Annotated in this window: 19 protein-coding genes and 1 pseudogene; 6 read left to right on the top strand and 14 right to left on the bottom strand. The window is 74.0% G+C overall.

What is annotated here, in order from left to right; genetic code table 11:
- Nucleotides 1–69: 69 nt before the first annotated feature.
- Complete coding sequence (locus EES43_RS01710) at nt 70–1284, top strand: geranylgeranyl reductase family protein (RefSeq protein ID WP_124266998.1); 1215 nt, start codon at nt 70–72, stop codon at nt 1282–1284.
- Between the two features lie 143 nt (nt 1285–1427).
- On the opposite strand, the gene EES43_RS01705 is transcribed toward EES43_RS01710, so the two are convergent.
- From EES43_RS01705 to EES43_RS01695, 3 genes are all read right to left on the bottom strand, one after another.
- Complete coding sequence (locus tag EES43_RS01705; protein WP_124266997.1) at nt 1428–2324, bottom strand: hypothetical protein; 897 nt, start codon at nt 2322–2324, stop codon at nt 1428–1430.
- Nucleotides 2321–3577 (bottom strand): glycosyltransferase family 4 protein, encoded by a 1257-nt coding sequence (locus EES43_RS01700; RefSeq protein WP_124266996.1) that lies wholly within the window; start codon nt 3575–3577, stop codon nt 2321–2323. Before EES43_RS01700 ends, EES43_RS01705 begins: the two co-directional genes overlap by 4 nt.
- A gap of 192 nt (nt 3578–3769) precedes the next feature.
- Complete coding sequence (locus EES43_RS01695; RefSeq protein WP_124266995.1) at nt 3770–4225, bottom strand: nitroreductase/quinone reductase family protein; 456 nt, start codon at nt 4223–4225, stop codon at nt 3770–3772.
- Between the two features lie 186 nt (nt 4226–4411).
- On the opposite strand from EES43_RS01695, the gene EES43_RS01690 reads away from it, so the two are divergent.
- Entirely contained in the window at nt 4412–5131 is a 720-nt protein-coding gene (locus EES43_RS01690; protein WP_124266994.1) for a TetR/AcrR family transcriptional regulator, read from the top strand.
- 36 nt (nt 5132–5167) lie between these two features.
- On the opposite strand, the gene EES43_RS01685 is transcribed toward EES43_RS01690, so the two are convergent.
- Nucleotides 5168–6289, bottom strand: coding sequence for an MFS transporter (locus EES43_RS01685; protein WP_124266993.1), 1122 nt, complete (start codon nt 6287–6289; stop codon nt 5168–5170).
- 342 nt (nt 6290–6631) lie between these two features.
- On the opposite strand from EES43_RS01685, the gene EES43_RS01680 reads away from it, so the two are divergent.
- Nucleotides 6632–7846, top strand: coding sequence for an ROK family protein (locus EES43_RS01680; RefSeq protein WP_124266992.1), 1215 nt, complete (start codon nt 6632–6634; stop codon nt 7844–7846).
- Between the two features lie 80 nt (nt 7847–7926).
- On the opposite strand, the gene EES43_RS01675 is transcribed toward EES43_RS01680, so the two are convergent.
- Both EES43_RS01675 and EES43_RS01670 read right to left on the bottom strand, forming a co-directional pair.
- Nucleotides 7927–8445, bottom strand: coding sequence for an ATP-binding protein (locus EES43_RS01675; protein WP_206429976.1), 519 nt, complete (start codon nt 8443–8445; stop codon nt 7927–7929).
- A 298-nt stretch (nt 8446–8743) separates the two neighbouring features.
- Nucleotides 8744–9061 carry a hypothetical protein gene (locus tag EES43_RS01670; protein WP_124266991.1) on the bottom strand — a complete coding sequence of 106 codons (318 nt, stop codon included), beginning with the start codon at nt 9059–9061 and terminating at the stop codon, nt 8744–8746.
- Nucleotides 9062–9290: 229 nt separating this feature from the next.
- On the opposite strand from EES43_RS01670, the gene EES43_RS01665 reads away from it, so the two are divergent.
- Nucleotides 9291–10424, top strand: coding sequence for a PLP-dependent cysteine synthase family protein (locus EES43_RS01665; protein ID WP_124266990.1), 1134 nt, complete (start codon nt 9291–9293; stop codon nt 10422–10424).
- Nucleotides 10425–10463: 39 nt separating this feature from the next.
- On the opposite strand, the gene EES43_RS01660 is transcribed toward EES43_RS01665, so the two are convergent.
- The 4 genes from EES43_RS01660 to EES43_RS01645 form a co-directional block, all read right to left on the bottom strand.
- Complete coding sequence (locus tag EES43_RS01660) at nt 10464–10943, bottom strand: SRPBCC family protein (RefSeq protein ID WP_124266989.1); 480 nt, start codon at nt 10941–10943, stop codon at nt 10464–10466.
- 61 nt (nt 10944–11004) lie between these two features.
- Entirely contained in the window at nt 11005–12573 is a 1569-nt protein-coding gene (locus tag EES43_RS01655) for an SDR family oxidoreductase (protein WP_124266988.1), read from the bottom strand.
- 136 nt (nt 12574–12709) lie between these two features.
- On the bottom strand, nt 12710–13153 hold the full coding sequence (locus EES43_RS01650; RefSeq protein ID WP_124266987.1) for an SRPBCC family protein: 444 nt from the start codon (nt 13151–13153) through the stop codon (nt 12710–12712).
- Between the two features lie 165 nt (nt 13154–13318).
- On the bottom strand, nt 13319–14155 hold the full coding sequence (locus tag EES43_RS01645; protein WP_124266986.1) for a DeoR/GlpR family DNA-binding transcription regulator: 837 nt from the start codon (nt 14153–14155) through the stop codon (nt 13319–13321).
- A 362-nt stretch (nt 14156–14517) separates the two neighbouring features.
- On the opposite strand from EES43_RS01645, the gene EES43_RS01640 reads away from it, so the two are divergent.
- A complete protein-coding gene (locus EES43_RS01640) occupies nt 14518–16821 on the top strand; it encodes a hypothetical protein (RefSeq protein ID WP_241192600.1) in 2304 nt (767 codons plus the stop codon).
- On the opposite strand, the gene EES43_RS01635 is transcribed toward EES43_RS01640, so the two are convergent.
- From EES43_RS01635 to EES43_RS01620, 4 genes are all read right to left on the bottom strand, one after another.
- A complete protein-coding gene (locus tag EES43_RS01635; protein WP_124266984.1) occupies nt 16791–19232 on the bottom strand; it encodes a right-handed parallel beta-helix repeat-containing protein in 2442 nt (813 codons plus the stop codon). The genes EES43_RS01640 and EES43_RS01635 overlap by 31 nt on opposite strands.
- 218 nt (nt 19233–19450) lie before the next feature.
- Nucleotides 19451–20059, bottom strand: coding sequence for an Rv1733c family protein (locus tag EES43_RS01630; RefSeq protein WP_124266983.1), 609 nt, complete (start codon nt 20057–20059; stop codon nt 19451–19453).
- Nucleotides 20060–20353: 294 nt separating this feature from the next.
- Nucleotides 20354–20839, bottom strand: a complete 486-nt coding sequence (locus EES43_RS01625) for a DUF6643 family protein (protein WP_124266982.1) — start codon at nt 20837–20839, stop codon at nt 20354–20356.
- A gap of 309 nt (nt 20840–21148) precedes the next feature.
- A complete protein-coding gene (locus EES43_RS01620) occupies nt 21149–21547 on the bottom strand; it encodes a transglycosylase family protein (protein ID WP_124266981.1) in 399 nt (132 codons plus the stop codon).
- Between the two features lie 697 nt (nt 21548–22244).
- Here EES43_RS01620 and EES43_RS01615 point away from each other — a divergent pair.
- Nucleotides 22245–22583: pseudogene (locus EES43_RS01615) on the top strand (VOC family protein); the annotation flags it as partial.
- Nucleotides 22584–22765: the final 182 nt, after the last annotated feature.

Raw genomic sequence — 22765 nt, 5'->3', positions numbered from 1 at the left:
GCCGGAACGCGCCGTAGGATGCCGTGAGCAGCTTGGGGCCACTGGTCGGATCGGGAGCAGAAGCACATCGTGAGCAGCGAGAACGCAGACGCCGGACGTGAGCACGAAGAGTCGTTTGTCTGGGACGTCGTCGTGGTCGGCGCCGGACCGGCCGGCGCATCGGCGGCGTACGCGGCAGCCGTCGCAGGGCGACGGGTCCTGCTGCTGGAGAAGGCGGAACTGCCGCGCTACAAGACCTGCGGCGGCGGCATCATCGGGTATTCCCGCGACGCGCTGCCGCCGGGCTTCGAACTGCCCCTGAAGGACCGCATCCACGCGGTGACCTTCTCGCTGAACGGGAAGCTCTCGCGCACCCGCCGCTCCCGGCGCATGCTCTTCGGGCTGATCAACCGCTCCGAGTTCGACGCGGGGCTGGTCGAGGAGGCGCAGAAGGCCGGCGCCGAACTGCGCACCGGGGCCTCGGTGGTGCGCGTGGAGCAGCACGGGCCGGCGGTGCCCGACCGGCGCACCGTCGCCGTGGTGCTGGCCGGCGGCGAGACGGTGCTGGCCCGCGCGGTCGTCGGAGCGGACGGCAGCGCCGGCCGGATAGGAGCACACGTCGGGGTCAAGCTGGACCAGGTCGACCTCGGTCTGGAGGCGGAGATCCCGGTCCCGCGGACCGTGGCGGAGGACTGGGCGGGCCGGGTCCTGATCGACTGGGGCCCGCTGCCCGGGAGTTACGGCTGGGTCTTCCCCAAGGGCGACACGCTGACCGTCGGCGTCATCTCGGCGCGCGGCGACGGCGCGGGCACCAAGCGGTATCTGGAGGACTTCATCGCGCGGCTCGGCCTCGCCGGGTTCGAACCGGCGGTCTCCTCCGGGCACCTGACCCGCTGCCGCAGCGAGGACTCGCCGCTGTCGCGCGGCCGGGTCGTGGTGTGCGGGGACGCGGCGGGGCTGCTGGAGCCGTGGACGCGCGAGGGCATCTCCTTCGCGCTGCGCTCGGGCCGGCTCGCCGGCGAGTGGGCGGTCCGGATCGCCGAGGCGCACGACGCGGTGGACGCCCGGCGTCAGGCCCTCAACTACGCCTTCGCCATCAAGGCCGGGCTCGGCGTGGAGATGGGCGTCGGCCGCCGCATGCTCAAGCTGTTCGAGTGCCGCCCCGGGATGCTGCACGCGGTGCTGACCGGCTTCCGCCCGGCGTGGAAGGCCTTCGCCGGGATCACCCGCGGCACGACCTCGCTGGCCGAACTGGTCCGCACCCACCCGCTGGCGCAACGGGCCCTGAGCGCAATCGACCGCTAGGGATCCGTCGGAGGTCCCCCGCGGTGCGGGAGGAGGCGCAGCTCCCTGCACCGACGACGAAGCTGCGGCCCGGCGGTACCGCTCTCTGCTCTCTGCCCTCGTCTCTCGTGCGGGAGCGGACAGCCGCCGCCGGGCGCCGGCCTTCACCGGGTGCTCGACCGGGCGACCTCCACGGACAGGTCGTTGTCGACCGTGTAGTACGGGCGCGCCGTCATCCCGCCGAGGACGGCGGCCGGGTAGACGAAGACGGCCTTGCGGTCCGCCATGTCGTCCAGCAGCCGGGCCACCCGGATGCGCGGTGCGCCGGCGGCCGGGCGGACGTCCACGTCCCAGACGGCGGGCCCGGCGTCGTCCGCCAGCAGCTCCCGGAAGCCGACGGTGAACGAGAAGTCCTGGCCGCCCTCGGGCCGGAGCGCGGTCTGCCGTACGGCGGCCTCCTGGCCCCGTCGCCGCAGGACCGCCGCCGCGCCCTCGCCCAGCCGGGCGCCGAACAGCCGGGCCGTCACGGTCATCGCGTCGTCCGAGAGGACGATCCTGCCGGCCTCCGCGTGCGCGGCCCGCAGCCAGGCCCGTACGGCGAGCCGGCCGTCCTTGGTGGCGTACGGGATCCGGACCGCCAGCGGGACGGCCCGGCCGCCGTTCCGGCCGGGCCCGCCGTACGCGCCGGGTCCGCCGGGTCCGCCGTCCGCGCCGTCCGCGCCGGACACGAGCGCGCGCAGATCGCGCAGACCCGGCAGCAGCGGTGTGCGCTCGTCCTCGGGCGCGCCGACGAGGTAGGCGTCCCAGCGGCCTTCCTCCAGGGCGGGGGCCGTCTCCAGCACGGCCCGCCACTGGCCCCGGCCCTCGGGCTCCAGTGCGAGGAGGCGGCCGGTCTTCTCCGGCTTCCCCTTCTTCGGGCGCGGTTGGAGCAGCAGCCGGGGGTGTTCCGGGGCGGGGTGCGGCAGCCGTAGGCGGACGGTGAGCCGTCCTTCCTCGTCCACGGTCACGTCCGCGCGGGGCTTGTCCACCGGTGCGTTCCTGTCGTCGTCGATGCCGCTCATGGGCGCGCCTTCCGTACGGTCCTCACGACGCTGCTGGCCGCGACCAGCACGGTGTCCCTGGCCGCGTAACCGCCGCTCACCAGGGCGTGGTCCGTGCCGCGCGACACCGGCCGGCGCTCGCTCCGGGCCGCCAGCAGTTCCTCGAAGAGCCGCTCGGCCTGGGCCACGACCCGGTCGGGGGCGTAGCGCCGGGAGTTGTCCAGCGCGGTGCGTCCCATGCGGCGGCGCAGTCCGTCGTCGCGTACGAGGTCCAGCAGGGCGCCGGCCAGCGCGTCCCGGTCTCCCACGGGGACCAGCCGGCCGTCCTCGCCGGGGGCGATGATCTCGCCGGGGCCGTAGGCGCAGTCGGTGCTCACGACGGGTAACCCGCAGCGCATCGCCTCGACGATGGTCATGCCGAACGGCTCGAAGTTGGACGTGGCCGCTCCGATGGAGCCCTTGACCCACTCCGCTTCCATCGGGGTCACCGCGCCCATCAGGAACACGTTGTTGTACAGCCCGAGCCGGTCGATGAGGGCGCGCAGCCGCTCCTGCTCCTCGCCCTTGCCGTAGATCCGCAGCTTCCAGTCGGGCCGCTCGGCGGCGACCGCGGCGAAGGCCTCGATCAGGAGGTCGAACCGCTTCACCGGCACCAGGCGTCCGGCGGCCAGCACGACGCGCTCACGGCCGTCGGCCGGCGGGAGGGCCGGGGCCGGGACGCTGTTGGGCAGTGCCTGCACCCGTACGCCCGGCAGCCGCATCTTGCGCCGGTAGGCGCGGGCGTCGGCCTCCGTGACGGGGGTGATCGCGTCGAGGCGCGGATAGGCCCGGCGCAGCGCGTTGCGCAGGCGGGGCGGGTGGTTGTCGAGCGTGAGGTGTTCCTGTCCGACCCGGACCGTCCGCTCGGGGGCCTGGAGGGCCAGGTGGACGTTGAGGCCGGGGCGGGTGCCCACGACGACGTCGGCGTCGAGCGACGCCAGTGCCTCGCCGATGCGTTCGTCGGTGAGCGCGCTGTACTGCCGGTAGCGGTATTCGGACGACGGGAAGACCGTCGCCGGAGTCAGATGCCGCGGGTCGTTCTTCTCGTACCGCAGATCCACCAGGGGCCGCAGCCGCACGCGCGGGTCGGGGGTGAGGTTCGGCCGCTCCCGGTGCCGGAGGGCCGAGATGATCTCCACGTCGTGCCGATCGGCCAGCGCTCGGGCCAGGTTGAACGTGGTGGTGATCGTGCCTCCTATTCCATACGCGTTGTGCAGGAGAAACGAAATCTTCATACCGTGTACGACGGGATGTGCCCGAGGAAGGTTGCCTGCGCGACCCCGTGACGAGGACGGGGTTCCCCGGCTGTGGTCCGACGGCCGGCCGGTCACCTGACGCACTGTCGGATCCGGTCGGCGGCCGGGCGTCGGCAGCGGTGCCGTGGCGCGGCCGGCAGTGGTGCCGGGATCGGTCTGCTTCCGGTGGTCTCAGGGCTCGACTGAGATGCGGAAGACCGGGTGGTCCGGGCAGGCGGCCAGGATCTCGGCGTCCGTCGACTTCGCCGTGATGCCCTGGAAGTACTGGTCGACCTCCCAGCCCCAGCGCTCCAGGTAGGCGCGGACGATCCGGGCCTTGCGCTCGTCGTCGGCGATCTCCGCGGCGGAGAAGGCGCGCGTCCTGCGGCCCACGCGCAGTTCGCCGCCGCCCGCGACGCGCATGTTGCGCACCCACTGGGAGTGGCCCCGGGCGGATACGAGGTAGCGCTCCCCCTCGTAGGAGTGCGGGTTGACCGGGATGCGCTGCATCCGGCCGCTCGTGCGCCCGCGCACGGACAGCTCGGCCGTGCCGAGGAGGCTGACGCCGTGCCGGGCCATGCGGCCGACGAGGCCGTTCAGGCGGACGGTGAGACGGCTCGCCCGTCGGTAGTACGGCTGCTGAGACATGGTGACCCCACCGTTCGTCGTCCGCCGCGCCCGGCTCCCGGGCCGACTGACGCGGGACGGTTTCGCACGGATGATTTCGAGAGCACTGCTCTCGCTTGAGATCAGTGTGCAGGAGATCGGTGACCCAAATCAAGAGCGCCGCTCTCGATATTGGTCAGTGCTCCACCCGCATGGCAGACTGATCGTATGAGCACCGTCCGAGGGGCCAGGGAACGCGCCCGTATCGAAGTGACCGCCGCCATCAAGGACGAGGCCAGGCGGCAGCTCGCCGCGGAGGGCGCGGCCAAGCTCTCGCTGCGCGCCGTCGCCCGCGAACTCGGCATGGTCTCGTCCGCCCTCTACCGCTACTTCCCGAGCCGGGACGACCTGCTCACCGCGCTGATCGTCGACGCCTACGACGCCATCGGCCAGGTCGCGGAGGAGGCCCGCGCCGCCGACGACCGGTCCCGGCCGCCGGGCCCGGCCCGGACCGCTGAGCGCTGGGTCGCCGTCGCCGCCGCGCTGCGGGCATGGGCCCTGGAACACCCGCACGAGTACGCCCTGATCTACGGTTCGCCCGTTCCCGGCTATACCGCCCCGGTGGACACGGTGGGGCCCGCCTCCCGGGTGGGGCTGGTCTTCATCGATCTGGTCCGCGAGGCGTTCCGGGCCGACGGGCTGGCCTTGGCGCCCCTCGCGCCGGAGTCGCGCGCGGACGCCGAGCGGATGGCCGCCGCCCTCGCCCCGGATCTCCCGCCCGCCGCCGTCACCGCTCTGGTCGCGGCCTGGGCCCAGCTCTTCGGTCTGATCTCCTTCGAGCTCTTCGGCCAGTTCGACCGGGTGGTCGAGGCGCGCGAGCCCCTGTTCCGGCAGGCCGTCGCCGAACTCGCCCGCTCGGTCGGCCTGCGGGTCCACCCGGCACGCTGAACCGCGCCACGCCCCCGGCCGCGGCTGCTCGGCCTGTCACGCGTGTGCGGCGTTGCGGGCCCCGTACCCCAGTACGGCGGCTGCCGCGGCCAGCAGTGCCACGGTCGTCAGCGCCACCGGCAGGGAGAACCAGTCGGCGAGGAAGCCGATCGCGGGCGGTCCGAGCAGCATGCCGCCGTAGCCGAGGGTCGAGGCCGCGGCGACGCCGCTCGGGCCGGCCAGTTCGCCTGCCCGGCCCACGGCGACGGGGAAGATGTTGGCGAGGCCCAGGCCGGTGACCGCGAAGCCGGCCAGCGCGAGCCAGACGGTCGGCGCCAGCGCGCCCAGGAGCATCCCGGCCGCCGCGGTCGCCCCGCCCAGGACGAGTGTGCGGGTCTGGCCGAGGCGCTCCAGGAGCAGGGTCCCGGTCAGCCTGCCGATCGTCATGGTGAGGGCGAACAGCGCGTATCCGGCGGCGGCGAGACCGGGATGGGCGTCCAGATCCTGCTCCAGGTGCAGTGCGCCCCAGTCGGCGAGTGCGCCCTCGCCGTACGCCGTGCACAGGGCGATGACGCCGAAGAGGACGACGATCCGGCGCGCCCGAGGGTCGAGCCGCCGGCGCGTCAGCCGCTCCGTACGGGACGGGGCGGCGGGCGGGGCCGGCCGGTTGCGCAGCAGGACCGGGCCCGCCGCCGCGGTGACGAGCAGGCCGACGGCGGCCAGCAGGAAGAGGTGGTTCGCGGCCGAGAGCCCGCCGGCGACCAGCCCGCCGAGACCGGCGCCGACCATGCCGCCGAGGCTGAACGCGGCGTGGAAGCCGGGCATCACCGGGCGGCGCAGCTCGGCGACCAGATCGACCGCCGCGCTGTTCATCGCCACGTTCATCCCGCCGTACGCGGCCCCGAAGACGAGCAGGACCAGTCCGAGCGCGAGTGCCGAGTGGGTCTGCGCGGGGAGGGCGATGCTCAGCGGGAGGAGAACGCCGCAGACGACGGTCACCGCGTGGCTTCCGTGGCGTCGGCAGAGCCGGCCGGTGAGCATCATGGTGATCACGGCGCCCGCGGAGACGCCGAGGAGGGCGAGGCCGAGCGTGGAGGCGGAGGCGCCCGTCTGCTGCTTGATGGCCGGGATGCGGACCACCCAGCCGGCGAAGAGGAAGCCGTCGAGGGCGAAGAACACGGTCAGCGCGGTACGGAGGCGTGCCGAGGAGGGTGGGGCGGTGTCTCCGCCAGGTCCCCCCGGTAGGGCCGTCCGCAGTTTGTTTAGTTGCGGCACAAACTCAGCATAGGGGCGCGCGGACGGCGGACGCAAGACGGCCGGCGCACGGGCGTTCGGGTGACGGGTCGTCGGATGGGCGGCGCGGCGGGGGAGGTACCTGCGGCGGGGCGAGGGATGGGCGTTCGGCGGGGCGAGGGGAGGCGCGAGCGGTGCGGTGGGGGAGGCGCGAGCGGTGCGGCGGGGGCGGAGGCGACCGCTCCCGTCGCGTCCGGGGCGCCTGCGGATCATGGGAGACTCGGCCCTATGAACGGCAAGGCGACCACCACCCGGACGAAGTTGGAGCGGGGCCGCAGCGCGCTCGGGCCCGCACTGGAACTGGTCCACACCGGACGCGCCCCCACGCGCGCCGTCCTCACCTCCGAGCTCGGCGTCACCCGCGCCACCGCCGGGGCGGTCGCCGCGGAGCTGGAGGCGCTGGGGCTGATCCGGGTCGACTCCAGCCCGGGGTCGGCGGCCGGTTCGCAGGGCCGTCCCTCGCACCGGCTCGCCGTTCTGGACACCGGCCCCGTCGTCCTGGCCGCCCAGGTCCACGCCGACGGATTCCGGGCCGCGCTGGTCGGGCTCGGCGGGCGTATCGTCGCCACCTCCCCGGGCTGCGTCGCCGTGATGGCCGACCCCGCCCAGGTGCTCGGCGAGGTCGTGCGCGCCGGGGCCCGGCTGCTGCGCGAGTGCGGGCTGCGCTGCGTCGGAGCCGGTCTGGCCGTGCCCTCGGCGGTCGCCGAACCCGAGGGCACCGCGCTCAACCCGCTGCACATCGCCTGGCCCGCCGGAGCGCCGGTGCGCGACATCTTCGCCGCCTGCGTGCGCGAAGCCGGTATCACCGGACCCGCGTTCACCGGCAACGACGTCAACCTCACCGCGCTCGCCGAGCACCGGCACGGCGCCGGACGCGGCGCCCAGCACCTTCTGTGCGTCGCCACCGGCCACCGGGGCGTCGGCGGGGCCCTGGTGCTCGACGGCCGCCTGCACAGCGGGAGTTCGGGCCTCGCCCTGGAGGTGGGCCATCTCACGGTGAACCCGGAGGGGCGGCCCTGCTACTGCGGTGGCCGCGGCTGCCTCGACGTCGAGACCGACCCGCTCGCCTTCCTCGCCACCGCGGGCCGCGAGCCCGGTCCGGAGGAATCGCTCCTCAAGCAGGCCGGCGACCTGCTCCGTACGGAGTACGAGGACGCCGCCGTCCGCGATGCCGCCGACGCGCTGATCGATCGCCTCGGCCTCGGCCTGGCCGGGCTGGTCAACATCCTCAACCCGGACCGCATCATCCTCGGCGGACTCCACCGCGACCTGCTCGAAGCGGACCCCGAGCGGCTGCGGGCCGTCGTCGCCGACCGCAGCCTCTGGGGCCGCAGCGGAAGCGTCCCGATCCTGCCCTGCACCCTGTCCCACAACAGCCTGGTGGGCGCGGCCGAACTGGCCTGGCAGCCCGTCCTCGACGACCCGCTCGCCGTCCTCGCCTGACCGGGGGGCCTGACGGCCCTTCACGCGGCGCGACGGGAGCTGTCGGCACCCGCAACGCCCGCGCCCGGGTTCCGGCCGGATCAGCCCACCGCGGCCGAGCGGGCGGGGACAGCCGCGAGGTCCGCGGTGCTGAGGAAGACGGAACCGAACGGCCCGTCGGTCATCGACCCGTACACGGCCGGCGGCGGCAGGGTCGAGGTGGCGCGGGCCGCCGCCAGGGTGAACCAGACGGCCTTCCCGGCCGGACCGCTCGGCCGGACGCCCCAGCTCTGGCTGAAGGCGGCGATCAGGGCCAGGCCCCGGCCGGAGGTGGCGAAGGAGTCGGCCTCGTTCACCATCGGCAGGCGCGGGTCGTGGTCGTGGACGGACACCGTCAGCCGGTCGAGCAGCAGCTCGATGTCGACGGTGCATGACTTGTCCGGCTGAGCGTGCCGGAGGACGTTGGTCAGAAGCTCGGTGACGCCCAGGGCCGCCTGGTCGATCAGAGGATCGAGATGCCAGTAGCGCAGTTGCGCCGAGATGATTCTGCGGACTTGACCGATCCGCGACGGCAGGGCCTGGAGCTCCACCGTGCAGTGCCTGCTTGGCTCGCTGATCACGGCTGCGACTCCCCGAATAGGTCCGGAAGAAGACGAAGGAACGAAACCGGCCGATCACGCGCCGCTGGTCCCGCTCTGCACTTGTCGTGTCTGCTCGTGTCTGCTGGTGTCGCGCGGCCCGCCCCGGGGGAGCGAACCGCTCCGTCACCGAGGGTGCACCTTCGGTGACGTGGATCCAGCGTGGCCCAGCGGTTACTCCTCCGCAACTCGGACGGCGACGCCTCGCGGAGCCGCGAGGCGTCGCCGTACCGATGGCGTAGCCGGCCCCGTACCGGCGCGCGGTACGGGGCCGGCGGCCTCAGCCCATGCGACCGCGATCGGTGCGCAGCGCCTCCAGGAACCGGCGGACCGGGGCGGATCCGTCGCGTCTGCGGTTGCGCTGGCCCATCGTCAACCGGTAGCGCACCCCGTTCACCCGGGCGATGGCCGAGTCCGCTGCCGCGAACCACCGCTTCCCGGCGCTGACCGTGCCCACCGGGGCGCTGTCGATCTCCCGGCCGTTGCTCGTGAGCAGAGAGACCCGTCCGTCCTTGACCACCACCTGACCAGCCCTGGTCAAGGATCTGGTCCACCGTTCGATCCTGACCCCCGTCGCACTGAACTCGACGTCCGTCATCGCAGCTTCGCCCCCCTTCGTCACGTCTTCTGCTGTGCAGTGTGCCCGGCCGCGGACCCCGCCGCCAGAGCGCGTCCGCGCACGGCGCGCGCCCTTCGCCCCGCCCGCCCCAACCGTCCCGCGTGCCCGTGCCAAAGGCAGCGCTATGGAAGATCAAAGTCAACGTTTGCGCAGGTGGGGGGAATATCGTGGAGGGAGGTCAGCAGAGGGCGACGAACAGGAGCACGCCATGGACACCAGCGAGCGCGAACGTGACCGGGGGGCCGTGGCGACCGTGGACGTCGACCGCAGCGACCCGGAGTACCGGGCCTGGCTGAAGGAGTCCGTCCGCAAGGTCCAGGCGGACGCGAACCGTTCGGCCGACACGCACCTCCTGCGCTTCCCGCTGCCCGACGCGTGGGGCATCGACCTCTACCTCAAGGACGAGTCGACGCATCCCACCGGAAGCCTCAAGCACCGCCTCGCGCGCTCGCTCTTCCTCTACGGGCTCTGCAACGGCTGGGTCAGGCCCGGCAAGCCGGTCATCGAGGCGTCCAGCGGCTCGACCGCCGTCTCGGAGGCGTACTTCGCCAAGCTGATCGGCGTGCCCTTCATCGCCGTGATGCCGCGCACCACCAGCCCCGAGAAGTGCCGGCTCATCGAATTCCACGGCGGCCAGTGCCACTTCGTCGAAGACGCGCGCAGGATCTATGCGGAGTCGGCCGCGCTCGCCGCCGAGACCGGCGGGCACTACATGGACCAGTTCACCTACGCCGAGCGCGCCACCGACTGGCGCGGCAACAACAACATCGCCGAGTCGATCTACCAGCAGCTGCGGCTGGAGCGCTACCCGGAGCCCGCCTGGATCGTCGCCACCGCGGGGACCGGCGGCACCTCCGCCACCATCGCCCGCTACGTCCACTACCTCCAGCACGACACCCGCGTCTGCGTCCCCGACCCGGAGAACTCCTGCTTCTTCGACGGCTGGACCCGGCACGACCCGCTCGCCTCCAGCGACCGCGGTTCCCGGATCGAGGGCATCGGCCGGCCCCGTATGGAACCGAGCTTCGTCCCCGGGGCCATCGACCGGATGATGAAGGTGCCGGACGCGGCCAGCGTCGCTGCCGTGCGCGCCCTGGAGCGGGCCATCGGGCGCAAGGCGGGCGGCTCCACCGGCACCGGCCTGTGGAGCGCCTTCAGGCTGATCGCCGAGATGGTCGAGCAGGGCGAGAGGGGGAGCGTCGTCACGCTCCTGTGCGACCCGGGCGACCGCTACCTGGACAAGTACTACTCCGACTCCTGGCTGGAGGAGCAGGGCCTGGACATCGCCCCGTACACCGCGGCCATCGAGCACTTCCTCACCACCGGTCGGTGTCCCGGCTGAGGCGCGCCGCCGGACCCGGCTCCGGAGCCGGACGGACGGTCAGGCCGCCGGAGCGGCCAGGCGCGCGTCGAGCCGCCGCACCGCGTCCCGGAAGGACCGGCCCACGCCCAGCCGCCCCAACCCGAGCACGAGGCGGAACAGCGCCGACCCGTCGGCGGCGAACGTCCACTGCACCCGGGTGCCGGTCGCGTCGGCGGTGAGCCGCCACTCCTCCAGCAGGGCCAGCAGCCCGGGGGCGTTGGACTCGTCGGCCCGGTAGACGTACCGCTCGCCCGGCTCGGCCGCCAGGATCGTCTCGCGGAAGCGGACGCCCCCCTTCAGCCGTATCTCGCGGCCCGCGCCCGCCTCGGTGGGCGCGGCCCGCGTGACGGCCGGGAACCAGGACGGCCAGTCGGCGACGTCCTCCGCGAGCGCCCGGTACACGACGTCCGGAGGCGCCGAGACCTCGGCGGCGAACACCAGACGTATCGGCGCGGAGTCGACGAACTCCACGCCCACAGTGCGGAGTCGGCGTGCCATCGCGTGCACCTCCCGGCGGTCTGCGGCATGGGGAGCCGCGCACACGATAGCGGCCGGGCAGTCAGTTGTCTGTACCACTGTGCGTCATCGGCCCGCGCTTCTCGCCGGGGGACGTGCCCCGCGCCCCGGTACGGCTCCCGGCCGAGGCGGCGGCCTGCGTGATGTTGCGTGCCATCCCGCCGAACACCACCGAGTGGAAGGGCCACACGCTCCACCAGTAGGCGTGTCCGAGCAGCCCCTGTGGGTGGAACAGCGCCCGCTGCCGGTAGACCGTACGCCCCTGCTCGTCGCCGTCCACCGACAGCTCCAGCCAGGCCAGGCCCGGCAGCCGCATCTCGGCCCGCAGCCGCAGCAGGCTGCCCGGAATGATCTCCTCCACCCGCCAGAAGTCCAGCGAGTCCCCGACGCGCAGCCGCTGCGCGTCACGCCGTCCGCGCCGCAGCCCCACGCCGCCCACGAGTCGGTCGAGCCAGCCGCGCACCGCCCAGGCCAGCGGGAAGGAGTACCAGCCGTTCTCACCGCCGATGCCCTCGATCACCCGCCACAGGGCGTCGGGCGGGACCTGGACCCGCAACTGGCGCTCGTCGCGGTAGAGGCTGCCGCCCGCCCAGTCCGGGTCGGTCGGCAGCGGGTCGCTGGGAGCGCCCGGGAGCGAGGCGGATGTCCAGCGGGTGTCGACCCGGGCCTCCTGGATCCGCTGGAGGGCCAGCTCCACCGCCCGGTCGAAGCCGATGGCGCCCTCCGGGGGATCGGGGACGTACCGGGTGATGTCGTGCTCGTGGCAGACCACTTCGTGGCGCAGCGACTCCGTGAGCGGACGGGCGATGGAGCGCGGCACCGGGGTGATGAGCCCGATCCAGTGGCTGGACAGCGTCGGTGTGAGCACCGGGACGGGCATGATCAGCCGGCGCGGCAGCCCCGCCACCCGGGCGTAGCCCTGCATCATCTCCCGGTACGACATGACGTCGGGGCCGCCGATGTCGAACGTGCGGTTCACGTCGGAGGGCAGGGCGGCGCTGCCCACCAGGTACCGGATCACGTCCCGCACCGCCACCGGCTGGATCGAGGTGCCCACCCAGCTCGGCGTCACCATCACCGGCAGCCGCTCGGTCAGATAGCGCAGCATCTCGAACGAGGCGGACCCCGAACCCAGGACGATCGCCGCCCGCAGCACCGCCGTCGGCACCCCGGAGTCCAGCAGGATCCGGCCCACCTCGGCCCGCGACCGCAGGTGCGGGGACAGCTCCTCCTCCGGCACCCCGGCCGGGGTCAGCCCGCCCAGATACACGATCCGGCGCACTCCGGCGGCGCGCGCCTGCTCGCCGAAGGTCCTGGCGGCCCGGCGGTCCGTCTCCTCGAAGTCCGATCCGGAGCCGAGCGCGTGCACCAGGTAGTACGCCACGTCGATGTCCCGCATCGCCTCCACGAGCGAGTCGGCGTCCGTCACGTCGCCCCGCACCACCTCGGCCCGCCCCACCCAGGGGTAGTCGCGCAGTTTCTGAGGCGTACGCGCCAGGGCGCGGACCCGGTGGCCGGCGTCCAGCAGCGCGGGCGCCAGTCTGCCGCCGATGTAACCGGTCGCACCGGTGACCAGGCAGCGCAGCTCGGCCTCGTCGCGAAGATCCGTCATCTGCCGAGTCTCGCACCGGATCGACGGGACTGCTCAGTGGAGCGCCGGGAGCGGACCCCGGCCACGCGCCGAAGTGCCCCGGTCCCCGAGCGCGCCCCACCGGCACGCGGGCGTCTCAGGCCCGGCAGCGCGCGCCCTACCGGCCCGCCGGAGCCGCGAGCAGCGCGTCCAGCGCCCCGCCGAACAACCGGCGGCCGGCGGAGGCCAGCAGCGGATCGCCCCACCGCGGAACCAGCCGCACCCGCAGCTCCTCCACCCACACCACATGCGAACCGGAATGCGTCGGCAGGACGTCGATCGAGGCCCGGCCGAGCACCACCGACCCCCGCTTCTCCAACCGGCACACCCCGGCCCGGCCGCCGGCGGGCGGCGTCCAGCGCACCACTTCCATCGGATCGTCGAACGCCAGCGGACCCACGCCCGTCCGGGCCGTGAACACCGTGCCGACCCGCGTCGGGAAGCCGTCCACCGAGATGGCGGTCAACGGGACATGCGCGGCGTGCCGTTCCCAGTCGGTCACCCGGAGCCAGGACTCGGCTGCGGGGAGAGGGGAGAAGCGCTCGATCCGGAAGACGGCCACGAGCCGATCCTACGGCCCGGTCCGGCACTCCCGGCGGACGTGCGACGGCGGACGTGTGACGGCGGACGTGCGACGGCGGACGTGCGACGGCGGACGTGTGATGAGGGAGGTGCGACGGGGGACGTGCGACGGGGGACGTGCGACGGCCGTCCGGGCCGGGCTTCGTCAGGCGGCGTCCTCGGGCTGCTCGCCCGCCACCACCAGGCCCGGCAGATACTCGGCGATCTCCTCGCGCACCCCGGCCGCCAGCCCCGCGTCCGTCACGAACGCGTCCACCTCGTCCAGCCCGGCGAACGAACTCAGCCCGACCGTGCCCCACTTGGTGTGGTCGGCGACCACGACGACCCGGCGCGCCGAGCGGACGAACCGGCGGTTTGTCTCGGCCTCCGCGAGGTTCGGCGTCGACAGCCCGGCCTCGACCGAGATCCCGTGCACGCCGAGGAACAGCACATCGAAGTGGAGGGAGTCGATGGCCCGGTCCGCGACCGGCCCGACCAGCGAGTCGGAGGGCGTGCGCACCCCGCCCGTCAGCACCACCGTCGCCGCCCCCGGCCGCGAACCACCGCCCGCCGCCGCCCGCTGCGCGTCGTGGAACACGTCGGCGACCCGGACCGAGTTGGTCACCACCGTCAGGTCCGGCACATCGACCAGATGGCGCGCCAGCGCGAAGGTGGTGGTCCCGCCGGACAGGGCGATCGCGCTGCCGGGCGCCGCCATCCCCGCCGCCGTCCGCGCGATGTCCTCCTTGGCGCTCAGCTCCAGCGCCGACTTCGCCTCGAACCCCGGTTCGTGCGTGCTCGCCTCGACCACCGGGACCGCGCCGCCGTGCACCTTCTCGATGACGCCCTGCCTCGCCAGCGCGTCCAGATCCCGACGGATCGTCATGTCGGAGACGTTCAGCTTGCGGGTCAGCTCGTTCACCCGCACCCCGCCGCGCCTGCGCACGTCGTCGAGGATCAGGGCACGTCGCTGCTCCGCGAGCAGGTTCTGATTCTCGCTCAACGCCGGGTCCGGTCCTTCCCTCTGGCCGTACGGTCCGCAGCGGTCTGCGACACCTGTTCATCCTGCCACGCAGGCATGGCGCACGCGTCACTGGGGAGATTCGGTGAGAGGGCTCACGCGTCCGCCCCCGGCTCCGGGATCCTGGGACCGGGCCCGGCCCTGAGCCGACCGCTCCCCGCCCCTCGCACCCGTCCCCTTCCCCGTCACGTCCTCCCGTCACGTCACTCCCCTCGGCCGCGAGGCCGACGCTCCCCGAGAGAGAGCCCCCCTTGGCTGCCGGCACCCCGCCCCCGACCCCGCGGAACGGCGGGGCAGCGCTGGAACTGCTCGTCCACGGCGTCGGAGGCGCCACCCCGCAGGACATGCTCGGCGATCCCCGAACGGTCCGGGTCACCGGCGACGCCACCGCCGCCCTGTACCGGCGCACCGAGGACGCACACGCCGAGGAGCACCCCGGGAAGCACCGTGACGAGCCCATCGCCGAGGCGTACTGCTGGTCGGGGCTCACCTCCGGCAACGGCTCCCGGGCCCTGTGGCTGCTCCTCCTCCCGTTCATGGTGGTCAACCTCGCCCACTGGATGCGCCCCACCGCCGCCGGCCGCACCCGCGCCGTGCGCCTCTACGGCGTGCTCGTGCGGCTCGTCGCCCTCAGCCTCACCGTGCTGCTCACCGCGGCGGCCTGCGAGGTCGCCCTGGACCTGGTGGCCTGGCAGTGCGCCGGCACCCCCGCCTGCTCCGAACGCCGCTCCTGGCTCGGCTTCCTGTCCAGCGAGCAGGGCGGCTGGTGGTCGCAGCCCGGACGCCGCCTCGCCCTCGCCGCCAGCGTGCCCGCGGCCCTGGTGACGCTCCTGTGGTACCTCTCCAACCGGACGTGGAGCGCGTACGAGTCGCAGCGCCCGCTGGACGACACGGACGTCGCCATCGGCGAGGACGACCCCGGCGCGGACCACTCGGCCCCCGGCCCGAACGCCCCCCGCGGCCCGGGCGCCGTGCGGCCCGCGCTCGGCAGGCCCGGCTTCTGGTACGGCCGCCGCCTGGTCGCCCGGCTCCGTGCGGCGCACACCGCCGCCGGCTTCCTCACCGTCGCCGCCTGCGTCAACGCCGCGGCGGCGCGCCACGACCGGACCGCCGGCGGCCCCGTGCCCGAGGTCCTCGGCGCGGCCATCACGGCGGGCATCGTCCTCGGCGCCCTGGTCGCCGTCCGGGTGGTCTGCCGCCGCGGACGCAGCGAACGGATCCGCGACACCCGCCTCGACGGCGCCCTCATCACGTACCTGCCGGGCTCCGCCGTCGTCCTGCTCGCCCTCGCCGTCGTCCACGCGGCCTGGTCCCGGCCCGGCTGGGAGTCCTCCGGCAGCCTGCCCGGCGACACCGCGTTCCGGCTCCTCGCGCTCGGCCAGGCCGTCCTGGTCGTCGCCCTCGCCTCGGTCGCCGCGGGCCTCTACCGGCGCAACCCCGAACCCCGCACCACCCTGTACGGACTCGGCGGACCCGCCGTCGCGACGCTGGCCTGCGGCCTCGGCGGCGTGATGAGCGGCGGGGTGGCCCAGCGCGTCGCGGACTGGCTCGACGGGCCCGGCACCCCGGGCATGGGGCGCGGCGCGGTCATCGAGGGGCCGCCGGTCCTCCTCAGCTGGCAGGCGTCCGTCATCCCGGTGCTCCTGCTGCTCCTGATCGTCCCCGTCCTCCACCTGGTGGTCCGCACCGCCCGCACCGCCCGTCGCCTGGGACCGGCCGTCGAGGCCGAGTACGCCCCCGAACCGCCCGACCCGGCCCGCACCCGGCGCATCGCCCGGACCCGCGCCACCGCCGAACTCACCGACTCCGCGCCCGGAATCGTCGCCGTGGTGTCCGCCGCCACCCTGCTGCTCGGAGCCGCCGCCGTGGTCGGCGCGTGGGCCTGCGGCGAGGTCCCGGGCCTCGCGGCGGACGGAGCCGGGCCGCTCGTCGAATCGGCCGCCGAGGCCGCCCAGTCGACGGGCTCCTGGCTGATCGGCTTCGGCTTCATCCTGTTCGTCGCCGGAGGCCGCCGCGCCTACCGCGACCCGTCGGCCCGGCGCACCATCGGCATCCTCTGGGACGTGGGCACCTTCTGGCCGCGCGCCGCCCACCCGTTCGCGCCGCCCTGCTACGCCGAGCGCGCCGTCCCCGACCTCGCCTCCCGGATGTCCGCGTGGACGGCCACCACCCGCGGCCGGCTCGTCATCTCCGGCCACTCGCAGGGCAGCGTCCTCGCCGCCTCCGCCGTCTGGCAACTGCCCGCCGCCACCCGCCGCCAGGTCGCGCTGCTCACCTACGGCTCGCCGATCGAGCGGCTGTACGGGCGCTGGTTCCCGGCCTACTTCGGCCCCGTACCGCTGCTCGGACTGCACCGCTCGGTGCACTGCTGGCGCAACCTCTGGCGGGCCACCGACCCCATCGGCGGACCCGTCCGCATCGCCACCGACCAGGACCCCGGCGTCGACCGGGGCCCGCTCAAGGACCCGCTGGCCTACGGGCGCACCACCAGGCTCCCGCTGCCCGAACCGATACTCGGCCACTCCGACTACCAGGCCGATCCGGCCTTCGCCGAGGAGCGGGCCGCCCTCCTCGCGGAGCTGGGCCCGCTCGTGCCCCGGCAGGCGGAGCCGGACGCTCAGACGAGATCCGGCAGGTCCTCCGGATAGAGCAGGGTCAGGTCGTCCGTGCTCGTCTCGGCGAGCTGGGCGACCCGGCCCGCGTGCCGCTCCACCATCGACTCGAACGTCTGCCGGGCCGTGCGGCCGTTGCCGAAGGCGGGGCCCTTGGGGAGCGCCGTGAAGTACTTCAGCAGCGCCTCGCCCGCCCCGTCGGCCAGGCTGTACTCGTGTTCCTCGGCCTGCTGCTCGACGATCCGCAGCAGCTCCTCGGGCTGGTAGTCGCCGAAGGTGATGGTCCGTGAGAAACGCGAAGCCACGCCGGGGTTGACCGTCAGGAACCGCTCCATCTCGTGCGTGTAGCCGGCGACGATCACCACCACCGCGTCCCGGTGGTCCTCCATCAGCTTCACCAGCGTGTCGATGGCCTCCCGGCCGAAGTCGCGGCCGGAGTCCTCCGGCGACAGGGCGTACGCCTCGTCGACGAACAGCACTCCGCCGCGCGCCCGGTCGAACGCCTCCTGGGTCCGGATGGCCGTGGAGCCGATGTGCTCGCCGACCAGGTCCACCCGGGACACCTCGACCAGGTGGCCGCGCTCCAGCACGCCGAGGGAGGCCAGGATCTCCCCGTACAGCCGGGCGACCGTGGTCTTGCCGGTGCCGGGGGAGCCGGTGAAGACGAGATGGCGGCGGACGGAGGCGGCCTTGAGCCCCGCCTCCTGGCGGCGGCGGCCGACCTCGATCATGTCCGTCAGCGCCCGCACCTCGCGCTTGACGCTGTCGAGGCCGACCAGCGCGTCGAGTTCCCCGAGGACGGCGGTGGAGTCGCGGGCCGGCTCGACCGGAGCGGCCGGCTCCGCGGCGGCCTCCGCCGCGCGCAGAGCCGGCATCGCGCCGAGCAGGCCCGGCGTCGACTGGGCGGCGGTGAGCACGGCGGGCGGCGGCGCCGACGGCGTGCGCAGCGCGCTCTCGTCGCTCGTGCAGTCCTCCACCACCGGGCCGGTCGAACCGGACCCGTCGCCCTGCCCGCCGCCCGGCTCGCCGAACTCGTAACCGCCCCGGGCGCACCGCTCGGTGCGGCAGCGGGTCAGCGTGGAGCGGCAGCCGTCCATGACGTGGAACCCGTAGCCCTCGCTGCCCGTCACCCGGCAGGCGTGGAAGGTGCCCCGGCCCTCGGCGGAGACGTAGAAACCGGCCTCCGCGGGCGAGGTGACCGTGCAGCGCTCGATCGTCGGGTCCGCGCCCTTGGTCACGATGACCCCGGTCTGCGCCGCGTCGATGGTGCAGTTGTTGAGCGTGCCGCCGCTGCCGTGGTCCCGGAACCAGGCGCCGGTCGACGCCTCCCGGATGCGGCAGTCGTCCAGTTGCGCGGTGGCCCCGTCGCTCACCGACACGGCCGTGTTGCGGATCTGCGTCAGATCGCTGTCCACGACGTCGGCCCGCGACCCCCGGTCCAGGACGAACAGCGCGTCGGGCACGTCGTGCACACGGCAGGCGTCCAGTATCACCGTGGCCCCGTCGCTGACCCAGACCGCCGGATAGTCGCCCGTACTGTCGTGGATCTCGCACTGGTTGGCGTCGACCCTGGTCCCCGGATCCCAGACCGAGAGGCCGTTGCGCCCGAACCTGCGGACCGTGGAGCGGGTCAGTGTGAGCACCGAGCGCGACCGCAGGTCGATCGCGTTCTCCGGGATGTCGTGGATGTCGCAGTCGGCGAGCGTCAGCACCGCGTCGGTGTCCAGCGTGACGCCGTCCGCGGACGTACGGTGCACGGTGCAGTCGGTGAGGTGCGCGGCACCCCGGGCGGTGACCTGGACGCCGCTGCCCTTGACCTCGTACACCTCGCAGCCGACCGCCTCCAGGCCGCTCCCCTCGCCGCTGACGCCGATCCCGGCGCCCGACGCGTGATGGACGCGGCAGCGGTCCAGCCGCGGGTGGCCGCCGTCGCGCACGGAGATCCCGGACTGGCCCGCCGAGACGACCTCGCACTCCTCGAAGACCCCTCCCGCGCCGTCCAGGACGGCGATGCCGACCCCGGCCGGATTGTCGACCGTGCACCGGCGCACGGTGGGCCTGGCCGCGCCGCGCACCTCGATGCCGGCGGCGGAGCGCGTCACGATCCGCAGATCCGAGAACTCCGGTGTGCCGTCCTCGACCAGCAGCGCGGGCGCCGCCGAGTCCTGGCCCTCGATGTGGATGTCCTGGACGACCGCGGAGGCCCGCACCGTCAGCGGCACCCCGTCGACCGGCGCTATCCGCACCGAGCCGACCGGCCCCTCGGGGCCGCGCAGCGTCACCGCGCGGTTCAGGACGAGGTTCTCCCGGTACGTGCCGGGCGCGACGGTGAGGACGTCGCCGTCGGCCGCGGCCTCCAGGGCCGCGGAGAGGGAGGCGTACTCGCCCGTGCGGCGGCGCCATCGCGATGTGCCGGTGTGCGTCACCTGGACCGTGCCCTGTGCCATGGCGTTGCTGTGCCCCCACCTCGTGCTGTGCGATCCCTCGGGCCCGTCCGCCTGCCGAGGAGACGGGCGGGTCGGACCACCGTAGCGCGCGGGAGGCGGGGGAGTTGACGAGTCGGCCCGCCGGAGGGAAGTCACCGGCCCCGGACGCCCGCTCCCGTCGGGCCGGTCGGCGCCCGCCGGGCGGGGCCGGGGGCGACTGCCGGTTCAGGGGCCGGAGGTCAACTGCCGGTTCCTGCCCTGCCCCAGTCGGGACCGGCCTCGGCCCACTCGCGGTCCAGCCGCGCGTAGCGCCGCCGCCTCATCCGCCCGACGACCAGCCGCCTGACCGCCTCGACGCACGCGGCGGCCAGCAGGGACGTACCGATGCCGCCCAGCACCGCGTGGGTGCGGGCGGTGCGCCGGGACATCGGCGGCTCCACCGGCCTGCCCGCGCGATCCGTCCAGATCCGCACCCGCGAACCGGGGCCGGCGGCCCGCGACGCCGTGCCCACCGTCCCGGTGCACGGGCTGCCGTCCGGCGCCCGCCAGGCCGCCACCACCGCGCCGTGCCCGCCGCGCCCCCCGTCGGCCTCGGGATCACCCGCGTACGCGTGCCCGCCCGGCAGGCGGCGCACCACGACCGCCTCGGTGACGCCGCGCCCCTCGTGCTGCGCCCGGACCGATCGCCGCAGGGCGTCATGCGCCAGCGAGCCGCCCGCCCAGCCTGCCGCGGGCGCGCCCAGCAGCGTCAGCAGCAGTGCGCCGAGCGCCAGCCACGCCTCGTGGCGATCGGTGGCACGCCGCAGCGGATTGCGCCGCCACCGCAGAACCCCGGCCGCCGTGCGCACCCCCCGTACCCCCCTTGTCCCCTCCCGGGGACGTGCTCCTGCCCGCCTCCGCCGTCCTCAGGCGGGCCCTGCCCTCGGCGCGGACCCGCCCGAGGACCCGGACGGGTCCCCGCAGCCGGCGCGCCGGGCCGCTGGTGGCGATCAGGCAACGCCCGTGCGGTGTCGGGGCGGTGCACCCGGCCCGGGCACGCGACCGTGCCCCGCCCGCGCCCGACGCGCAAGCGAGGCACCCGGTCCGACCGCCCTCCCGGCATCGTGAAGCCGGTGTCAGTTCCCCCGGTTCCGTCCTGCGGGTCAGTACCCCCGGCCCTGGTACGGCCGGTTGTACGGGTCCTCGTACGGCGACGGGGCCGGAGCGGGCCGCGGCGAGGCCGGACGCATCGACTCGTACCCGGTGCCGGGCGCGGGCCGCGCCGGCTGGGGCTGCTGCGGATAGCCGCGGGCCGTCGACGGCTGCTGCGGGATGTAGGGCGCGGGCGCGTGCTGCAGTTGGGCGGGCTGCATGGGCGCGTGCTGCGCGGGAGCCTGCTGGTACTGCGGCATCGGCTGCTGCTGCGGGTAGCCGTAGGCGCCCGCGGGCTGCGACGGGGCGGCGGGCAGGGCCGGAAGCGCCGACGGGAGGGCCGGGAGGTAGCTGTTGCCCGTGTCGTACGCGGCAGGGACGCGGATCGGCGCGATCTGCGGGGTGCCCCGCTCCGCGACCAGGGAGTCGTAGATCGGAGTGTCGGGGAACGACGCGGCGTAGTAGCCGCCGCCGAAGGTGGAGCGGGGGGAGGTCATGACACCTAAGTTAAGCCCACGATGTGCCGGTTGGGGAGCCCCCATCTCGGAGTCATCTGTTTTAGGCGCCTTCTGCCCGCCTGACCTGCCAGAACCATGTAAAGGCCGCGTTAACGGCGGGCGGCGAACTCGCGTGGAGGCACGGGGGATTCGCGCCCGACCGCCCGTAGGGCCACCGAGGGGACACGGCCTCGGCCGCCGCCCGCTTCCTGGCGGGACGGCGGCCGAGACGGGTCACCCTTCATCGTCCGGAGGGAGGGAAACAGCCCGTTCGACGACCGTCGAGGTGACGGCGGTCGACTGCTGCGATCAGGCCATTCCCGCGACCTTGGAGCAGACCGGCCACGCGCCCGGGCCCTGACCGGCGAGGACCCGCTCGGCGACGGCGATCTGCTCGGACTTCGTCGCGTTGTGGGCCGCCGACGCGTACGAGTGGCCGCCGTAGGCCTTCCACGTCGAGGGAGTGAACTGGAGCCCGCCCGCGAACCCGTTACCGGTGTTCGTGGTCCACTTGCCACCGCTCTCGCACGCGGCGAGCCGGTCCCAGCGGCTCGCGTCGGCGGCCTGGGCGGACGTCGCGGCGAGACCCGTCACACCGAGTGCCACGGCGCCCGCGGTCGTACCGACGCGCACGGCCCACTTACGGCCTGCGGTTCCGCGCAGGGAACGGGCGGAGCGGGAGGAGACAGCAGAAATGAAAGAGTTCATGGTCTTCCTGTCAGTCGTGGAGGATCGGGCGGCCCGCTGCGATACAAGGGGCGCGGCTTCTGTGGCCGGGCCATCGCGGTACTTCCTGCGTTCCTGAGGAACGGGGTGGGCGCGCGTCGTCGTCGCGCTCCGGGGGTTCCGCCCGCGAATGTCATCAGACTCCACCCACGCTAGAGAGACCGCTCAGCGCGGGCACCAGGGAATAGCCCTAGTGCTGCAACGGTCCTTGTCGTGACGGTCGGGCGGTGTGCGGCCGCGTCGCCGGTGGGACCAGTGCAGGACGTGGTCGACCGGCGCCGGGCCGCGGTGGGTGAGGCGGTGGATCAGGCGTCTGAGCTCGGGGAGGCTGAGGGGGACGAGCCCGGGTGATCCGTTTCTGCCTTCCCGGAGTCGAGCCCGCGGGCTCGCAGGACGGTGAGGCAGAGGTCCCGGGCGGGGATGTCGGCAGGCAGGTCGGACCGTCTCTACGGCTGCTTGACCGGGCTTCTGGGACGGCTACGAGGTCCACCTCACGGAGACCTGCGGGCCGGACAGCCCCGAACCTGATCTCACACGTCGCCACCACCGACTCCACCGTCCAGGACGTGCGCCTGGCCGGCCCGATCCACGAAGGCTTCTCCCAGGCCGACTTCACCATCGGCTGGGACAACCGGCGGGTGACCTGCCCCAAGGGGAACACCACCCGTAGCCGGCGGGAAGACGGCTCCCAGCCTTCATCGCAGCGATCCTGGGGCTGAAGGTCGGCGCCCCCTTCGGGCCGTTTCTGCCCGTCGGCCTGGGCAACGGCGTGACGCTCGACTACTACGAGAAGCGCGACGAGCCGATCCCGTCGCAGCACTACGCGTTCCTCGTGCCCGACGATCAATTCGACTCCATGATCGCCCGCTTGGCAACGGTCGGGGTCACCTACTACGCCGACCCCAGCCACACCGAGCTCGGCCAGATCAACCGCCTCTTCGGCGGTCGCGGCGCGTACTTCGACGACCCGGACGGCCACAACATGGAGATCATGACTCGCCCATACATCCGGCCGTAGCAGCCTCCGAGCGGCGCGTCGGGTCTTCCACGCCGTGTGATTTCCCCAGCCATCTCGCCCCGAGCCGACGCCTGGGTACCCGAGGTAGCCGGGGAGCCCTTTCGAAGTCACATACGGGGAAGCCAGCAGGCCGGGATTCGCCAACGGTCTCATTCGCGTGCCGGGGGCGAGGCGTTCTTGGC

The sequence above is a fragment of the Streptomyces sp. ADI96-02 genome (genome assembly GCF_003846185.1).
GTDB lineage: Bacteria > Actinomycetota > Actinomycetes > Streptomycetales > Streptomycetaceae > Streptomyces.
The sequence above is the reverse complement of the archived record's forward strand: the minus strand, read 5'-3'. Positions and strand labels throughout refer to the sequence as shown.